The sequence below is a fragment of the Bradyrhizobium sp. USDA 4454 genome (genome assembly GCF_054822705.1).
Genome location: NZ_JBTRCN010000001.1, coordinates 1,725,046 through 1,743,328 on the forward strand (window position 1 = coordinate 1,725,046; position 18,283 = coordinate 1,743,328).

Here is an 18,283-nt window from a genome sequence, read left to right on the forward strand (position 1 = left end):
GCCACCGGCCCATCGACAAGGCTCTAAATCAGTCACCCGTGCCAGATGTAAGGTCGGCCATGAAGCTAGCCCTGAACAAGACTGGTGCGCGCGATAACCCGCCGATCGGCGAAGATGGGGCTCTCTATACAGCTCATAAGAAGGTCCAGCCGCAGAGCGTCTGCGGCACTTTCCGCACGATCAAATGGCGGCTGATGGTGGTGTGTCTGGGCATCTACTATTTACTGCCGTTCGTGCGTTGGCGTCGTGGCTTAGGCGTTCCTGACCAGGCGGTGTTGCTCGATTTCCCGAACCGGCGGTTCTACTTTTTCTTCATCGAGTTGTGGCCGCAGGAGCTTTATTACTTCACCGGGCTGCTCGTGCTTGCCGCGCTGGCACTATTCTTGATGAACGCCCTGGGCGGACGTATTTGGTGCGGCTATCTCTGCCCGCAAACGGCATGGACCGATCTGTTCTATGCGGTAGAGCGTTGGATCGAGGGCGACCGTCGCGACCGACTGAGGGCCGCCGCACGCCCGATGACAGTGGGGCGGGCGGCAAAGCGCGCGCTAAAACACGCGGTCTGGTTGATGATCGCCTGGTGGACGGGTGGTGCCTGGGTGCTCTACTTCGCGGACGCGCATACATTGGTGCGCGATCTGGCGACATTCCAGGCGCCCGCGATCGCCTATACCTGGATCGGCATCCTGACCGCTACGACGTACCTGTTGGCCGGCCACATGCGCGAACAGGTTTGCGTGTATATGTGTCCCTGGCCGCGCATCCAGGCCGCGCTCACCGACGAGTGGGCACTCAATGTCACCTACAAATACGATCGCGGCGAACAGCGCTGCTCGTTGAAGAAGTCATTCGATCTGCGCGCGCGGGGCGAAAAGATCGGAGACTGCATCGATTGCAATCAATGCGCGGCGGTCTGTCCGACCGGCGTTGATATTCGCAACGGCGCCCAGCTCGGCTGCATCCAGTGCGGGCTATGTATCGACGCCTGCGATGCCGTCATGAAGAAGATCGGGCGCGCAAGTCGCCTGATTGGTTATGACAACGACATCAATATCAGGCGCCGAATGGAAGGCAAGTCGGAGGTGTTCAAGCCGGTACGCCCGCGGACGATCGTATATGCGTCTTTGATCTCGGTCGTCTGTGCGATGATGCTCTATGGGGTGTTGTCCAGAACACTGCTCGACATCAACGTGCTGCACGATCGCAATCCGATAGCGGTCAGGCTCAGCGATGGTTCCATTCGCAACGGCTACACGGTACGCTTGCTTAACAAACTCGCGTTCGACCGGGTCATTGCGATCGACATCGATGGGCCGCCCCAAACGTCCGTCCACGTCGTCGGCGTAGATTCTGTGACCGTGGAACGACCGACGATCGTCCTGGCTCGCGATACCACGACAGAACTCCGCTTGTTGGTGACCGCGCCGGCCGACGACACGTCGGAACGGTCGATGCCGGTGACATTTCGGGTCACCGACATTGGCCTCGGTGAGGTCGCCACCGCAACGGACCACTTCGTCTTCCCCTAAGAATTACTGACGAGATCTTGCCAATGACCGCATCAACTCCAGCCGCAAGGCCCATCACCGGACGCTTTGTCCTGATCGCCATACTGGCTTTCTTCTCCGTCGTGATTGGCGCTAATTTGATCATGATGCGCTTTGCCATCACGACGCTGCCAGGAACTGAGGTTGACAGCGCCTACAGCGCGAGCCTCGCCTATCAGCGTGAGATCCTGGCGGCGCGGGACCAGAACGAGCGAAGCTGGCAGGTGCAGGTACATGTCCAACGGCAGTTCGATGGCCGGGCGGTGCTTGCGATCGAGGCGCGCGACCGCGCAGGCGCGCCTCTCGTAGGAATGAATTTCGAGGCCCGGCTCGAGCGACCGGTGGACCGCCGGGCCGATCGCGCGATCAACGTCGTGGAGCGCAGTGCTGGAACCTACCGGGGGGACGCCGCAGGGGTCGCTGTCGGACGGTGGGATCTCGTGATCGAAGGCGGCGCTGACGGCCGCCGCATGTTTTTGTCGAAAAATCGCATCGTCTTGGATTGAGGGCAGATGAGCATGCAGGAGGACGTTGACTTTTCGCACTATTTGAAGAGGACAGGCACCGGCTTCATCCAACTCGACCTCGCGGTAGAAGGGATCAATTGCGCGGGCTGCATGGGCAAGATCGAGCGCAATCTATCGAGCATTCCGGACGTGACCTCGGCGCGCGTGAATCTCACCGACAACCGACTGGCGCTGGAATGGAAAGCCGGTGCGCTCGATCCAGCGCTGTTCATCAAGCGGCTCGCTGAACTGGGCTATCGCGCATATCCCTTTCAACGGGACAATGCGGAGACACTGGAAGCGGAGCGGGCGCGGGACTTGCTGCGGCGGCTGGGCGTGGCTGTTTTTGCCGCGATGAACGTTATGATGCTCTCGATCCCGGTATGGTCCGGCAATGTCTCGGACATGCTGCCGGAGCAGCGCGACTTCTTTCACTGGCTCTCCGCGCTGATCGTGCTTCCCGCCGCGGCTTATTCGGCGCAGCCGTTCCTGTTCTCAGCCTTTACCGCGCTACGGGCGCGCGGGGCCAATATGGACGTGCCGATCAGCATCGGCATCGTGCTCGCGTTGGCGACTTCGCTGATCGAGACCATCGCTCATGCCGAGCATGCATATTTTGACGCGGCGATCATGTTGATCGCCTTCCTACTCGCAGGCCGCTATCTCGACCAGAACGTGAGGCGGCGCACCCGCGCCTTCGCCGGCAATCTTGCCGCGCTCAAGGCGGAGACCGCCGCGAAGTTCATAAGCCCGACGGAGATCAAAACCGTTCCGGCATCAACGATCAAACCGGGCGACGTCGTGCTGGTCCGCCCCGGCGAATGCTGTACCGTCGATGGCGACGTGATCGACGGCCGCTCCGAGGTTGATCAAAGCCTCATTACGGGTGAGACCTTACCCGCGCTAGTGGTGCCTGGCAGCGCAGTGTTCGCCGGTACATTGGTGCGATCGGGTACCTTGCGCGTTCGCGCGGTGGCGGCCTCGCAGGACACGCTGCTCGCCGAGATTTCTCGGCTACTTGATCATGCCCTGCAGGCTCGCTCGCGCTACCTACGCCTAGCCGAGCGTGCCTCGCGGCTCTATGCCCCGATCGTCCATGCAACTGCCTTTCTGACGATGCTCGGTTGGCTTGCCTCTGGCGCAACCTTCCATGATGCGATCGTCACGGCGATCGCGGTCTTGATCATCACGTGCCCTTGCGCGCTGGGTCTGGCTATACCAGCGGTGCAGACCGTGGCGTCCGGCGTGCTGTTCAGGTTCGGAGTGCTGCTTAACGCCGGGGATGCGATCGAGCGCATGGCCGAAGTGAACCGGGTGGTCTTCGACAAGACCGGAACGCTGACGTTGCCGGAGCTCGATGTCGCCAATCTCGCCAACATTCCGGACGATGTCGTCAAATTGGCGGGCCAGCTTGCATTATCGAGCCGCCATCCGGTCGCCACGGCCGTGGCGCGAGCTGCTGGCGCAAGCGAGCCGCTGGCCGATATCGAAGAGGAGCTGGGGCAGGGCGTTAGGGGTTACTATCAAGGGTCGGAGATCCGGCTCGGCCGCCCGTCCTTCTGCGGCGCTGACAGCCTCGCCGACGAGGCTCTTTGCCGAGATCCAGAGGCTTCTATCGTCGCCTTTAGACACGGCGACAGCAAGCACGTCTTCGCCGTCCGCCAACGCATGCGGCCAGACGCGCCCGAGGTCGTCGCGGGCCTCGCGAGCCTTGGGGTCGTGGTAGAGATCGTGTCGGGAGATCGCGAGCCAGCAGTTCGGCGCACGGCCGAGACGCTCGGCATTCAAAATTGGCGCGCCGGCGTCTCGCCGACGGATAAGGTCGCCAGGGTCGAAGGCCTGACGGACGAGGGATACAAGGTGCTGATGGTCGGCGATGGCTTGAACGACGCGCCCGCGCTCGCAACGGCTCATGCCTCGATGTCGCCTGTTACGGCCACTCATATGAGCCAGGCGGTCGCTGATGCGGTCTTCCTCGGTGAGCGTCTTCGGCCCGTGATGACGGCAGTTATGACCTCGCGCAAGGCGCTGCGGCTGATGCGGCAGAACCTTGGGCTCGCTGTCGTCTACAATGTCCTGGCAGTCCCGGTTGCGATCGCCGGCCTGGTGACGCCGCTGATTGCCGCCGCGGCGATGTCAGGTTCGTCCGTGCTGGTCATGCTCAATGCGCTGCGGGCGCGAAGGGGCGAGGCGGTCTGATGGAGGTTCTGCTCTATCTGGTTCCACTCGCTCTTGCACTGGGCTTCGTTGGCCTGCTCGGCTTTCTGTGGTCGCTGAACAGTGGTCAGTATGACGATCTCGATGGCGCGGCTTGGCGCGCTCTCGCGGATGACGAGCCCGTCGAGGCGCCGGTCCAAATAGTGCAGATGGGCCAGCGTAGTTGCGACGGTCCGCGCTGGGACGAGAGTGCTAGCTCGGCCGTTCCGGCGGTCCGCGGCGCAACTGAGAGACGCGCGGTCCAAGGACAGGCAGCGACAACTTGTTGATCAGGGCAATTCGTGGAGACGCGATGCGGGAAGATTTGGCGATACCGGCGAGGACGTGTGCGAACCAAGCCTTGGGTTGACCTTGTTAAGGCGACAGGTCGTGATCATCGTCAACATGATGGCGGCCCGGTTGGCGCCGCGCTGGCTGCCGGCGAAGGTCCAGTTCCACCTTCCAAAACGATGCCTCTCAATGCACGCTCAGCACAATTGTGGTCATGCAGATCCTGCCATCGTCGAGGAAGCGGGCGAAGTCGTCCCAGCGCGCTCTCCGTGAATAGCCGATGAGAGGGCGAATGCAGGAGGAGCGAATCGCGGAAGGCTCGTCGCGGATTTGCGAGAACGATCCGGATCAACTGTGGCTTGGCACCCATGCGTGCACCTGCGGCGCCGCCGTATGCTGCTTTGCAACCGGAGCGATGACGAGTCCTCGGCTCCCATGCCGGCGAAAGGCGTCATCGGCGGCAAGGAAGGTGGGTCCTGAAACCCATGAACCCCCGCGACGATCGAGAGCCGCGGGGCAGTTCCATTTTGCGGATGTGCGATGCAATGTTTCCCGCACGACGGCCTCGTCAGCTTCTGGAAAGCCTGTCCAGATAGGATCCGCTCAATGGATTTCTTTGACGTGAGGCTAGCGTGGACCCGTACAATTCCGATCCATCCAATGTAACAGCTTGGTCCCAGGTGCAGCACGCCGTCTTGGAAGAGCACCAGGGCGGCCATGCCCGGCAAGCGGGCTTTGAGCAGCACTTGGCCGAGGCGCGCCCGCCCGATCCGGGTCCTGTCTCTGGTGGCGGCCGCAACCACCATCCCCATCTCTCTGCAGAACATCGGAACATTATCGATAAGGCGATTGCCCAATATAAGAATCAGAAAAAACCAAACCCGAAGACGGTTAAGCGCTATACCCAGGCGCTTCGCCGACTTGGAAATCATCTTGGCGCCCATCGCCAAACGATTGTTCTGGGGGCCCACGAGTCCTTGGTCCGTCACGTCAAGACTTACTTCCCAAAGGACGAAGACATGAAGAAGGGGTTGAATATCCTTCGTTCGTATCATGATCCGACCTATGTAGCTTCTGGCGGACGGCCGCGCACGATCCCCTCAGCGGAAGACGCGCCCCTCTCAGAGCGGCTTAATGCCAGCGGCATGACTTCAGACAGCGCTGCGCGTCATGATCGTAGTCTTCGCAGATTTTCTAACGCGCTCAAGCTTGCGGGCTACTCGATATCCGGGCTGGACCAAGCTGCGCGCATTGAATTTGCTCGGAAGTTATTCCCAAAGGACGAGCATCTATTGTTCGCGTTAGGCAAGGTCGGCGATGCCGGGCACGTTTCCGGAGTGGGTGTGTCTCGGAAATCCCGCCGTCATGCTGTCCCGTCGCCCGCATTGCAACTTTATCCCGATGACGCCCGCATCATTGATAGCCTGGAAAAGGCAGAGCTGAACCTGCTCAAACCCGAGGATAGTAGCCGGAGAAAAGTTGTTCAAAATCTGGCCGGCAACCAACGAAGATTCGGTGCTTGGCTCCAGAGGAACGGGCGAGGGAGCATAGTGAGCCGGCTCACCGGCACCAGTGAGCAGCAAAAGTCGTTGAACGACGATCACACGGACTTTAAAAAAGCCAGTCGAAACGCTGACATGGGCTTCGATCGTCTCCGGAGCTACCTATGCCTCGTCGAGGCGAACGCTGCGCTGGGCGTCTCCCCTGAGCAGGCGGGTGGGGAGCCGCGGCGTGTCGAGTCGAGCTCAACGTGGTCGCCGCACCTGCCGCACGATTTTGAGCGGCCGACGCCGGAAGCGGTACCAGAGGGGTCGTCGGCGATCTACCGAGGTCTCGACTCTTTCGTTGACCTGCCGTACGCCTCGCAGGAAGTGAGAGACGATGCTCAGTCAGTGCCGGTGGGTGGGGCTGTCGCCCCAGCTCAGTCGGCAGACACCTTCCGCGGACTTCAGTCTTTCGTTGATCTGCCGTACACGCCACAGCAGATGCGCGACGATGCTCAGTCAGTGCCGGTGGGTAGGGCTGCCGCCCCAACTCGGTCGGCAGACACCTTCCGCGGAATTCAGTCTTTCGTTGATCTGCCGTACACGCCGCAGCAGATGCTTGATGATGCTCAGTCAGCGCCGGTGGGTGGGGCTGTCGCCAAACCGCCGCTCTTCACCAAACCATCGGAGGCGCCAGCTCAGTCGGCAGACACCTTCCGCAGTCTTCAGTCTTTCGTTGATCTGCCGTACACGCCACAGCAGATGCGCGACGATGCTCAGTCAGCGCCGGTGGATAGGTCTGCCGCCAGACCGCCGCTCTTCACCGGACCATCGGACGCGCCAGCTCAGCCGGCAGACACCTTCCGCGGTCTTCAGTCTTTCGTTGATCTGCCGTACACGCCGCAGCAGATGCTTGACGATGCTCAGTCAGCACCGGTGGGTGGGGCTGTCGCCAAACCGCTCTTCACCAAACCATGGGACGCGCTAGCTCAGTCGGCAGACACCTTCCGCGGTCTTCAGTCTTTCGTTGATCTGCCGAACACGCCGCAGCAGATGCGCGACGATGCTCAGTCAGCGCCGGTGGGTGGGGCTGTCGCCAAACCACTCTTCACCAAACCATCGGACACGCCAGCTCAATCGGCAGACACCTTCCGCGGTCTTCAGTCTTTCGTTGATCTGCCGTACACGCCGCAGCAGATGCGTGACGATGCTCAGTCAGCGGCGGTGGGTGGGGCTGCCGCCAAACCGCCGCTCTTCACCGGACCATCGGGCGCGCCAGCTCAGTCGGCAGACACCTTCCGCGGTCTTCAGTCTTTCGTTGATCTGCCGTACACGCCGCAGCAGATACTTGACGATGCTCAGTCAGCACCGGTGGGTGGGGCTGTCGCCAAACCGCTCTTCACCAAACCATGGGACGCGCTAGCTCAGTCGGCAGACACCTTCCGCAGTCTTCAGTCTTTCGTTGATCTGCCGAACACGCCGCAGCAGATGCGCGACGATGCTCAGTCAGCGCCGGTGCTCAGCCCTGCCGGTAAACCCGCGTTCTTCGTCGGGCGGTCGGGCGTACTTCAGGCGCTTGAGGTCATCGGACACCGAGTCGACCCGGATTGGCAGGACGGCCGCCAGCCGGTGCCGGATTTCTTACGCGATGTCCTGGATAACATCGGGGTCCTGCCGCCCCAGTCCAGCGGCCCAACCCAGGTCTCCGTCAATGGTGACACCGGCTCGATCCCATTGGGGCCGCGAGGACGCCGCGGTGCGCAGGTCATCCATCATCCTCGCCCGTCTCCCGTCCCGGGTGCTCAGATCGGCCCCTCGGCTACCGTTGCCTCTTCCGGCCAGCGCAGCGAAGCCGTCCTCGGCCCCACGCAGTGGCTGGGTGACGAGCATATCCAGCGGGACTATGAGCTCCTGGCGCAGGAGTTGCTGCAGAACAATCCGGATCTCGCCGCCCGGACGCGGTTCGTGGATCCCCTGATAGCCCAAATGTTGCGATCCCCCTCCAAGGAGATAGCCGAACGAGCATTAGGGTGGGTTCGTCACGATACCGCCGACTTCCTGTTTCTGCCGGTAAGCGATGCCAGCGATACGGATAGACATCAGCGCGGCAGTCACTGGTCGCTGCTGCTGGTTGACCGCCGCAATTGGGGAGGGCCGATCGCCTTTCACTATGACTCCACCCAGGGATACAATGACAGGCCCGCAGCGCTGCTCGCAGGACGGCTCGACGCTAACCTGCAACGGGCCCCGATAAGACAGCAGCAGAACGGCTATGACTGCGGCGTCTTTGTCGTGGACGGCACCCGGGAACTTGTAAGACGATTGGCAGCAAGACGGCCGGACCTGAACCTCAACCTCAACGATCTTGTCATCAGTCGACCGGCACTGCGGGACCGACTGGGCGCTGGTGTCGGCTTCAGCTGAACGGGGCGCGTGCCGGTAAAATGCGCTTCTCGCCGATCGAAAATCCGCAATCGGTGTGTTCGCAAAGCATCATCGTGTCTCGCGTGAGGAGCCGAGTACGCATACGAGGAGACCACCTGAGCGACGCATGAACGCGGGCACACGGCGACCTCCATGGATGGCATTCCGTGAAGGTCAGGCGACCTGCTGATCGGCGGGCTTGTCGGCTCGGCGCAGGAGCTTCCATTACCAGGGCAGCAATTCGCGATGATCAGCAACAAATGCTCGGCAGCACGTCCGGCTACCGAGACACCGCGAGATCGCATTGTCCAGCAAGCTTGAGCCGGCCTCGCGGCGAGGAAAAAGTCGATCGATAATACCGGTCAGCTTTGGATCGGTCCGGCTAAGCCATCTTATCGCGCCTTGGCCCAATAAGGCGGCCGCATTTTTCGCGGCGCAACAACACCGATCGCGGACTAACAGGCGTCGGCCTCATCTTTCTTTCGCCAAATATGCATGCATCACATCAAAAAGAAAATTGGAGGGATCGCGCCATCAAGGCTGAAGCGGTGGTCGCTTGTCTTCATGTCAGCCGAAGCCTCTCTATGAGAGATCATCGCGGGCGGTTAATCGCGGCGTTTGCCGTTCTCGGCTCGCGTCAAGAGAGGTGAAAGTGCCTCTTCATAAGAACACACTTGTTCCACCAACCTTGAGCCGAGACCGGACGACGGGTACGAAGAGGAGATTCGATCTGGTGTTCTCGCCAGCGCAAGGAGGCTCTGACAGTCTAGACAGTGCAGTGCGCCAAGCGTAGTAGGGCGATCGTGGTAGAGACGCTACGATGTCTCACGGTTATCGAGCGTTGAAGCCTCCACGCCTAATACAAATCACGAACATGCCCGATTCAGAGTTTGTTCAAGCTTACCATGCCCTGCTTGCTCACTTCCTTTCAGCAACATGTTAGTCTGCGGGCATAGCTTCGAATAACCAGGCGAAGCCTCTCAAGACGGCATCTGTACTAAGTTTACAATAATAGTCGAGGTGCCTTGTCTTCTGAAGACATATGATGGAGCGAGTTCCTATGATTGCCTCTTTTTTACGGTCGTCGCTCCGAAAAAACTATGTTACAAGCCGCTCCTCTCAAAAGGAGCATTCACTGTGAAAAAAGCAACCAAGAAACGCGTTAAGCGGCGCGAGTGGACCAAGGCAGATATCAAGGAGCTCAAAGTCCATTCGAAGGCTCGGACTCCCGTCATAAAAATTGCAAAAATGACCAAACGCAGCGTCGGAGCGTTGCGCCAGAAGGCGTTAAATCTCGGAATAGGACTCGGACATCAGCGCTAGCTTACTTGGCAGCGCCGGTAGCCGGCACAAAAGGGCGGCCCGCAGGCCGCCCTTTACGGCCGTTAAAATTGTTTTGCACGGGCTGCCAATTGCTGTGTGGAAAGAGCTTTTCACGCGCTTGCTCTGTCACTCTCGAGGAAAGGGCTCCAGTGCTTCGTGATCCTTGAGGTTAAAGGAGCACGGCCGCGAAGGCCGCTTTGCTCTTTACGATCGACAGCGACAAGACAATCTTACGACCGGTCCTGCTTCGAATGTTTCCAGGCTGGAAATTGTTTCGATGGTCGCTCGTTCCCGTTAAGCGTTCGAAGCATGTAAGGGATCGCTGTTAAGGGCCTCGATTGTTCTCGGTGACGGCGAGAAGGGGCGCTCCAATTAGCAAACCGCATCGCTGCAAGTCTTGACACCCACGCCGCCGCAGTTGAAGCTCATGCCAGGCTAAAGCTTTGACGTAAGCGGTGGCCGCGGAGTTTGTTGGTGAACTTGAGCTGCCAAGCGATAAGGCGCGCTCAGCAGCAACTGAAAAAGCGCTCTGTTGGCTTGATAGACGGCGGCGGAGCGATTGCGAGCGAAACCCATCATCACCTGCGCGCCTTCGGCGGTGTGAAGGGACCATAACCACCTTCGACCGCGCTGCCTCACGAAATATTCGAAGGCCGGGAGAGTCGGATGGTTAGCCAGCTTCATTTCTGACGATTGCTCGTTTTGGTCTTCTGGAGGCCAGAGCGGGCCTTCTCCAAGCGATGCCTCACTGCGGCCAGCCCGGTAATGAACTCGCTTGATCCGTCAGGGCCGAATTCGTCAAAAGCCTGTACATCATGCGCTTCCTCTCGAGGCGTCAAGCTTGCGAGATGCTTGCTCGTCTTGGCGGTCAGCGACATCTCAACTACTCGCGCATCGGCTGTGGAGGGTTTGCGCCGCAGGAATCCCTTTTTCTCCAAGACTTTTGAGTGGGTCGTGACGAAAGAAGGATCGACGTGCATCAACCGTGACACCAGGTTGACGGACACACCTTTTTCTTTGCCCAGGTAGTCCACTGCCATCAGGATCATCCACTGTGGCCCAGTGATGCCAAGCATATTGGCGCGGAATTTGGCGAGTTCTTCGAGGCAGGCACTGATCGATCTGATCTCCCACATGAACGGCCGGAATATCTCCTGTTCGTCAGTGGCGATACGATAAGGCGCGGTTGCTGCATTAGGTAAATCCGGCGGCATCTGGGCCAAGGTTCCATCCTTCACAGACTTCCATTAGCGCGGATTAGAAATCGGGACAACGCCGCAAGAACAAGCAAGTCAGATAGTTGGTACACTTCGGACGGATGTGGGACTTGCGACGGGCAGGTGGGTAGACGCTCATTGTGTTGGCCGAGCAGCAGCGGGCAGTTGCGCCGAGATCGATATCGCGTGCTGAAGAGAATTGATCCGCCCTGCCATTTGAGATGTTCTCGTTCTTTGTCCCGCTCGCCAGCCTGTCCGCTCTATTTGTCGAACTTCTCCGTGTACGCCGAGCGTTAGCGAGGTGCATGTCGCATTTATGTTTTCAACGGCCCGGCAAGCGGCATCGCGTCGATCGCATTTAGTATAGTCCCATGCGCCGCGGTCGTTACCCGGTAAACTTCCGTATAGTTCATTCTATCCTTCCCATATGCACAGCAAACCTTCGTGCCGTTGCGCTGGTCCTTGACTTGGTCTCTACTGTCGAGCAATCGGAAGCGATCGCAGCTGTCAAGCGCTCGCGATCCCGCAATCGATTGAACTTAACGGCTTTCAAATCATGGGTGGCAGCCGTAGCAGTAACGCTTGGTATACGAGCGGCCGCCTCAACTGACCGGCTTTATTTCGCTCAATCGAACGCGGTTCGCTTTCCGAGTATGGGGCCTGAATCATGAGTTGTGCTGCTAGCGATTCGCCCGTGGTCTGCTTTCTCCTCGGACTTCCACGAGCCGGGACGACACTCCTGGCGCACCTGCTCCAGCAACATCCAGATATTGTAGCTCCGCCTGAACCCTGGTTGATGCTGGCGCTCGAGGCGTTTGGCAGGGTAGATCAGCGCCACCCAGCAGGATCTTTGCTGATTGAGGGCGCAACGTCCGAATTCCTGGGGCGCGTCGATCGGACGATTGCCAGTCGTGCTTTTGCCGATGCAGCATACGGTCAGTACGTGGCAGCAGCGGGCAAGCGGATCATCATAGACAAAACTCCACGCTATTGGACGGCGCTCGAATTCCTTGAATGTGTCTATCCAGAAGCGCCTCATATCCTTTTGATGCGCAATCCTTATGCCATTGCGGCTTCACTGAAATCCACGTGGGGCATCCCGCTTCGCGCCGAAAGCTCCTACTCGGTCAGCGCATCTAGTCTCGCCGATCTCATGCTCCGTCTGCCTGATGCCTTAATATCTTCTGTTGCCGATTTGGTTCTGGGCCTTCCGATGCTCGCGGCGCACCGCTCGCGCCCGCGCACACAGCTGGTACGATATGAGCTTCTCGTGACGCATCCAGACGAAGAGCTTCGGCGCCTGCTAAGTGGGCTCGACTGTGATCCCGCGGCGACCGCGGCGGCCAGCATGGGACAAGTGGATTATCTTCGATGCAGCAGCTTTGGGGATCGAAAAATCCTGGACCGAAATGCAGTCGATGAAAGCTCGGTCAAGGCATGGCAATCCCAACTAAGCGTCGAAGAAATGCAAACTGTGACCGATCTGGTCGGCACCGAGCTTTTACAGAAATCGGATATGAGGCGGAACTGCTGCATGCACAGCAAGCCGGAGTTGTGGATAGGGGGGCCCAGGTAACTGAACTCTACCGACAGATATTCCGAACCTGGTGGGATTTGCGAACTGGCAGGGCGAGAGCATTGTCCGAGCCATCTCAATCCGGGCAAGTCCACACTGCTCCGCAGCTTCCAGAGAACGTTCGTACCACGTGCGACATGTCCTTGGTGCAGGCGCAAGAGCTGTCCGCCGCCAGCGAAAATGTGCGGCTGGCCGATCCAATAAAAGCGCAGCTGCAGCAGGCACTGTTGGCGTCGGAAGCTGATCGAGCTGCAGGGCTGGATGCTATTCGGACTCGTGATGCGGCTATCGAGATCTTGCGAGCCGAGGTCGCCCGGCTTGAGCAGATCGTCAATATCGCTTAAGGTGATCTGGATGCTTGCGATCAAAACACGCTGGCTGATTTAGCCAGGATTCTCACCCCCAACGAGCTGATCTGCGCCAATAACGTGCGAGGGCCGGCGGCACTGCGGTGGAATGCGACATGCCCCAGGCGTGTCGGCTAGTCTGCTGCTAAATCGGTACTTGATCGCTTTGATAGCCACGCACCGGCGAGCTTGTTCCACACCAGACATTCCTCCTCTAGGCCGGCGCTGCAGAACCAGAGCTTGCATCGAAAAGAACATATATGCTGCCAAAACATCTGCGCCGTCTTGAAGCTGAATCGATCGAAATCATGCGTGAGGTGGCCGCCGAGTTCAAAAGGCCGGTCATGCTTTACTCGATCGGAAAAGACTCGAGCGTGCTGCTGCACGTTGCGATCAAGGCGTTCTACCCGGCAGAATTGCCTTTCCCCCTGCTTCACGTCGACACGACTTGGAAGTTCCGCGAGATGATCAGCTTCCGGGACGCGACGGCCAAGCGGCTCGGCGTCGAGCTGATCGTCCACGTGAATGAGGAGGGCATTGCGCGCGGGATCAATCCGATCGACTCCGGCTCGGCGCTTCATACCCAGGTGATGAAGACCGACGCCCTGAAGCAGGCGCTCGAGCTTTACGGATTTGATGCCGCGCTTGGCGGAGCCAGGCGTGACGAGGAAAAGAGCCGCGCCAAGGAACGGATACTGTCCTTCCGTTCGGCCGGACACGTATGGGACCCCCGCAACCAGCGGCCGGAGCTCTGGAGCCTGTTCAACACACGGATACGCCAGGGCGAAAGCATGCGCGTGTTTGCGATGTCAAATTGGACTGAGCTCGATGTATGGGAATATATCATGCTCGAAAAGATCCCTGTCGTCCCGCTCTACTTCGCAAAGCAGAGACCGACCGTGCGCCGAAATGGCGCGACGATCATGGTCGACGACGAGCGATTGCCGCTCAACTGCGATGAGAGGCCGCAAATGCGCATGATCCGCTTTCGCACGCTGGGATGTTATCCCTTGAGCGGCGCCATTGAATCCGATGCGACGACGATCGAAGACGTCGTCGCAGAAATGCAGACTGCCACGGTGTCGGAGCGTCAGGGACGTCTGATTGATACCGATGAAGCCGCTTCGATGGAAAAGAAGAAGCGGGAAGGTTACTTCTGATGACTTCCACAGCAATATCGAAACCTGTCCACCATCGTGCAGGGGACCAGCTGCGATTCATAACATGCGGCTCGGTGGACGATGGAAAATCGACGCTGATCGGGCGGTTGTTGCACGACAGCAAGATGATCTACCAAGATCAGCTTGTGGCAGTGAAACGCGACAGCATCAGGCACGGCTGCGCCGACATCGACTTCGCGCTGCTCGTCGACGGGCTCGAGGCTGAACGGGAGCAGGGCATCACGATCGACGTCGCCTATCGCTTCTTCACGACGCCGCGGCGCTCTTTCATGGTGGCTGACACTCCCGGTCACGAGCAGTACACCCGCAACATGGCAACAGGCGCCTCGAATGCGCAGCTCGCAATCATCCTGATCGATGCACGCAAGGGCGTGTTGGTTCAGACCCGCCGCCACTCCTTCATCTGTTCGCTGCTTGGCATTCGCCACGTTGTGCTGGCAGTGAACAAGATCGACCTTGTCGCATACAGCAAGGTTGCTTTCGATCGGATCGTCGCCAGCTATCTGGCCTTTGCCGCCGGCCTTGGCTTTAGCTCGATTGTTCCGATCCCGATCTCTGCCCGCCACGGCGACAACGTCGTTGACCGGTCCGCTCATACCAAGTGGTACCATGGTCCATGCCTGATGGAGCATTTGGAGAGCATCGATATCCAGGCCGACACTGCAAGCCAGGCTTTCCGCTTTCCGGTCCAATGGGTGAACCGGCCCGACCCGGATTTTCGCGGCTACGCCGGATCGGTGGCTTCCGGCAGGATCTCGGCAGGCGACGAGATCGTTGTCGCCGCATCCGGACGGACCACACGCATCAAGCGGATCGTGACCCATGATGGCGACCTTGTCGACGCCGAAGCCGGCGATGCCGTCACCATTACGTTGGAAGACGAGATCGATATCGGCCGTGGCGATCTTCTGTCGCGGCCAACCGAACGACCCAGCGTCGCCGATCAATTCACCGCTTATCTGATCTGGATGGACAACGAGCCGCTCGCTCCCGGACGAAATTACATCCTGCGGATTGGCTCGCAGACGGTCGCCGGCAGCATTACCGCAATCAGGCACCGGATCGATGTCAACACATGTGAGCACCTGGCGGCCGAGACGCTTTCTCTCAATGAGATCGCGTTCTGCAATGTTGAGACCACACTGCCCGCCGCATTCGATCCTTACGACGTCAACCGGAAAACCGGATCATTTATCGTCATTGATCGTTACACCAATCGTACGGTCGGCGCCGGCATGATTGCGTTTCCGCTGCGGCGGGCCACCAATGTTCCCTGGCAGGCGCTTTCGGTGGGCAGGAGTGAGCGCGCCGCGCTCAAGGATCAGAAGCCTTGCATCGTCTGGTTCACCGGTCTGTCTGGCGCGGGAAAGTCGAAGATCGCCAACATGGTTGATCAGAAGCTGCTCGCAATGTCGCGGCATGCCATGCTGCTAGATGGTGACAACCTCCGGAACGGATTGAACGCGGACCTAGGCTTCTCGAAGGCTGAGCGGGAGGAGAACATTCGGCGCGTTGGACACGTTGCCAAGTTGATGCTGGACAGCGGCTTGATCGTGATCTGCTCGTTCATCTCCCCCTACAGGTCCGAACGAGACATGGTTCGCAGCCTAATTGGCAAGGACGAGTTCATCGAAGTCTTTGTCGATACGCCAATCGAGGAATGCGCAAGGCGGGATCCAAAAGGTCTCTACTCAAAGGCTAAAGCCGGTGAGATCAAGAACTTCACAGGCATCGATGCGTCCTACGAAGCGCCGATAATGCCGGAAATTCATCTCAGGACGATGGAGCAGGCTCCAGAGCAAGCAGCGGAAGTTGTCGTCGACGCCGTGATGGCGCGCGCAATCCTCTGCGATGAGCGGCGATAAACCTGTCGCTTCGTGGTCGCGGATGCCGCTCTCCTGCCTATTGGCCTGCCGAAGGCGACTCGGGTTAAGTGGGAGCATCGATCAGAGTCGTCGATACTAAGGGATTAAGATGGCTGCATCCACTCGTCGATTGCCCGCTTCCGGTTATATGCTCGAAGTCGACGGTCAATTGAAACCCGAGTTCGCGACAAGAGACGGCGCCTGGGCAGGAGCGCAAGAGCTTAAGAAGCGCCGTCCCATGCTCCAGGTCAGAGTCTATGACGTCATGACGATGGACAGAGAGGAAGCCAGCTTTCCAGCCGCATGAGTGTTTCAACCGACCGTTATTTTCTGCATGAGCGGCTAGCGCCGCGGCGGGTTCTCGTGCAGCAGAGCCGCAGTGTCCTGGCGCCTCGATCCCGCCGCCATCCGGGATTGAGGGGCAAAGTACCTTTTTTCCTGAGCCACGGTGTCTCACGATCTCCGCCAACGAGTCGCGCGACGCCGGCTGACGGCGGGATAGAAGCCGCACGAAGCGGTCCAGCGGCAGCAGAGCGGCACGAAACCTGCACCGCGAGGGGGCACCAGCCATGAGAGGTAGGAAATGCCACTCAACTCCACTGCCGTTGCGACCAGCGCAATTGTCCACCTCGTGCTGCGAATGGTCATCATCGTCGTGCGCTGTATCCATCGGTTCGTCTTCAGTCTGACCGGACCGGCTCTGGCGTGCGCGGCGCTTATGCAACGAGGGACGTTCGTGACCAAACTCATCTAGATGCGCTACCGAAGCAAGATCATGTTCTCATATCTAAAGCTTGCCTTCGACGCGTCGGCGGCCTCGCGTAGTCGAATTATCTCGCTCTATGCCTTCTTGTTGGCCATCAATTGCTCGGCTTGGACCTGGGCCATCGTAGCGCTGTCCGACAGGCCGACGCTGCTGGCGACAGCCTTGCTGGCCTATGTGCTCGGCCTTCGGCACGCCGTCGATACCGATCATATCGCGACCATCGACAATGTCGTTCGCAAGCTGATGCAGGATGGCAGGCACCCTCTCACGGTCGGACTTTTCTTTGCCTTTGCCATTCCTTGTCGGTTGCAGTGGCGGTCGCCGCGATCGCAGCTGCGGCGCTCGCCCTGCAAAGCAGCTTCCAGGAGTTCCGGGCGGTTGGCAGCATCATCGGCACCGGTGCATCAGCCTTCTTCTTACTGACGATTGCCGCCATTAACCTTGTGATCCTGCGGGATGTCTGGCGGAGCTTTCAGCGTGCGCGGCGTGGCGAACGAATTGGAGAGCATGAGTTCGATCTGCTTCTGTCCGGTCGTGGCGTGCTGTCCCGGCTCTTGCGCCCACTGTTTCGCATGGTGACGGCGAGCTGGCAGATGTTCGCGATCGGTCTGTTGTTCGGCCTCGGATTCGATACCGCGACGGAAATCAGCCTTTTCACTGTCGCAGCCGGGCAAGCTTCGGGAGGGCTAGACTTCAGTACGGTGATGATATTTCCGGCTCTCTTCGCCGCCGGCATGATGCTCGTCGATACGACCGACAGCATCTTGATGGTCGGCGCGTATGGCGGGCTTTCTTCAATCCGATCCGCAAGATCTGGTACAATCTGACCATTACGGCGATCTCAGTCGTCGTGGCGCTGCTGATCGGCGGCATCGAGGCACTCGGCCTGCTCGCCAACAAATTGGCGCTTGAAGGCACCTTCTGGAGCGCAGTGGACGATCTCAACGGGAGCTTGGCCAATTTCGGCTATCTCGTGGTCGGCATCTTCCTGGCCAGTTGGGCGCTGTCATTTGCGATCTATCGCTGGCAAGGACTCGAAAAGCCGCTCAAGCCGGGGTGAACTCATACAACCAATCATCGCACGTCTTCGGCGTCATTAGCTCCGAGCGTCTGACATCGAACAATGTCGGGTTCAATACCACCAGCGCAAAAGCGACTTCGAAATAGCCGATCGCAGGCGTTCAAAACTGCGAATAGTTTACGCTCTGGCCAAGCGCGGTTAGTCCCGGCGCTCCACTGGTTAGCTGTATCCGCATCGCTTGCGGAGTGGCTTGGTTGTGCGACTAGAACCAGAAACCTCCGATATCGAGCTCGAAAGTCGCCAATGAAAGAGCGGCAACATCTCTGAGGAGATCAGTCATCGTCTGGCCTACCGCACATCTGGGCTAGTCGGCTTCTCCGCCTATCGATGTCGTAAAACGTTGGCATCGCTCTTGCTGGTGCACAACAAACTCAGTCGAATGTTTAAGAAGTCGCTCGAGGGGATCGTGCCGCGTCATCAACTGCTTCGTTTTCCGTCGAACGGCTATACATGTCCGGCAAGCGCCTCGATAAACGAAA

At 59.2% G+C, this 18,283-nt stretch carries 10 protein-coding genes and 3 pseudogenes; 11 read left to right on the plus strand and 2 right to left on the minus strand.

What is annotated here, in order from left to right; translation table 11 throughout:
• Nucleotides 1-59: 59 nt before the first annotated feature.
• From ccoG to ccoS, 4 genes and pseudogenes are all read left to right on the plus strand, one after another.
• On the plus strand, nt 60-1,529 hold the full coding sequence (ccoG, locus tag ACVIW0_RS07785) for a cytochrome c oxidase accessory protein CcoG (RefSeq protein ID WP_461351788.1): 1,470 nt from the start codon (nt 60-62) through the stop codon (nt 1,527-1,529).
• A 23-nt stretch (nt 1,530-1,552) separates the two neighbouring features.
• A complete protein-coding gene (locus ACVIW0_RS07790; RefSeq protein WP_461351789.1) occupies nt 1,553-2,053 on the plus strand; it encodes a FixH family protein in 501 nt (166 codons plus the stop codon).
• Between the two features lie 12 nt (nt 2,054-2,065).
• The gene (locus tag ACVIW0_RS07795) at nt 2,066-4,252 is read left to right on the plus strand and encodes a heavy metal translocating P-type ATPase (RefSeq protein WP_461357272.1); all 2,187 of its coding nucleotides are present in this window, start codon (nt 2,066-2,068) and stop codon (nt 4,250-4,252) included.
• Nucleotides 4,252-4,410, plus strand: a pseudogene (ccoS, locus tag ACVIW0_RS07800) (cbb3-type cytochrome oxidase assembly protein CcoS); the annotation flags it as partial. The gene ACVIW0_RS07795 and the pseudogene ccoS, both read left to right, overlap by 1 nt.
• A gap of 129 nt (nt 4,411-4,539) precedes the next feature.
• Here the strand turns inward: ccoS and ACVIW0_RS07805 are convergent.
• A pseudogene (locus tag ACVIW0_RS07805) lies at nt 4,540-4,801 on the minus strand (IS66 family transposase); the annotation flags it as partial.
• A 371-nt stretch (nt 4,802-5,172) separates the two neighbouring features.
• On the opposite strand from ACVIW0_RS07805, the gene ACVIW0_RS07810 reads away from it, so the two are divergent.
• Together ACVIW0_RS07810 and ACVIW0_RS07815 are read left to right on the plus strand one after the other, a co-directional pair.
• Nucleotides 5,173-8,448 (plus strand): Ulp1 family isopeptidase, encoded by a 3,276-nt coding sequence (locus ACVIW0_RS07810; protein WP_461351790.1) that lies wholly within the window; start codon nt 5,173-5,175, stop codon nt 8,446-8,448.
• A gap of 1,137 nt (nt 8,449-9,585) precedes the next feature.
• Entirely contained in the window at nt 9,586-9,771 is a 186-nt protein-coding gene (locus ACVIW0_RS07815; RefSeq protein WP_076829490.1) for a hypothetical protein, read from the plus strand.
• 680 nt (nt 9,772-10,451) lie between these two features.
• Here ACVIW0_RS07815 and ACVIW0_RS07820 read toward each other — a convergent pair.
• Nucleotides 10,452-10,985, minus strand: a complete 534-nt coding sequence (locus ACVIW0_RS07820) for a MarR family winged helix-turn-helix transcriptional regulator (RefSeq protein WP_461357273.1) — start codon at nt 10,983-10,985, stop codon at nt 10,452-10,454.
• A gap of 670 nt (nt 10,986-11,655) precedes the next feature.
• Between ACVIW0_RS07820 and noeE the strand changes: the two genes are divergently transcribed.
• The 5 genes and pseudogenes from noeE to ACVIW0_RS07845 all read left to right on the plus strand — a co-directional run bounded on the left by noeE (nt 11,656) and on the right by ACVIW0_RS07845 (nt 17,783).
• Nucleotides 11,656-12,564: a nodulation protein NoeE gene (gene noeE / locus ACVIW0_RS07825; RefSeq protein ID WP_461351791.1), complete on the plus strand. Its 909-nt coding sequence runs from the start codon at nt 11,656-11,658 to the stop codon at nt 12,562-12,564.
• A gap of 137 nt (nt 12,565-12,701) precedes the next feature.
• Complete coding sequence (locus ACVIW0_RS07830) at nt 12,702-12,908, plus strand: hypothetical protein (protein WP_461351792.1); 207 nt, start codon at nt 12,702-12,704, stop codon at nt 12,906-12,908.
• A gap of 263 nt (nt 12,909-13,171) precedes the next feature.
• Complete coding sequence (gene cysD, locus ACVIW0_RS07835; RefSeq protein ID WP_461351793.1) at nt 13,172-14,071, plus strand: sulfate adenylyltransferase subunit CysD; 900 nt, start codon at nt 13,172-13,174, stop codon at nt 14,069-14,071.
• Nucleotides 14,071-15,957 carry a sulfate adenylyltransferase subunit CysN gene (gene cysN / locus ACVIW0_RS07840; protein ID WP_461351794.1) on the plus strand — a complete coding sequence of 629 codons (1,887 nt, stop codon included), beginning with the start codon at nt 14,071-14,073 and terminating at the stop codon, nt 15,955-15,957. The genes cysD and cysN overlap by 1 nt, the downstream gene beginning before the upstream one ends.
• Before the next feature lie 775 nt (nt 15,958-16,732).
• Nucleotides 16,733-17,783 (plus strand): annotated as a pseudogene (locus ACVIW0_RS07845) (HoxN/HupN/NixA family nickel/cobalt transporter).
• Nucleotides 17,784-18,283: the final 500 nt, after the last annotated feature.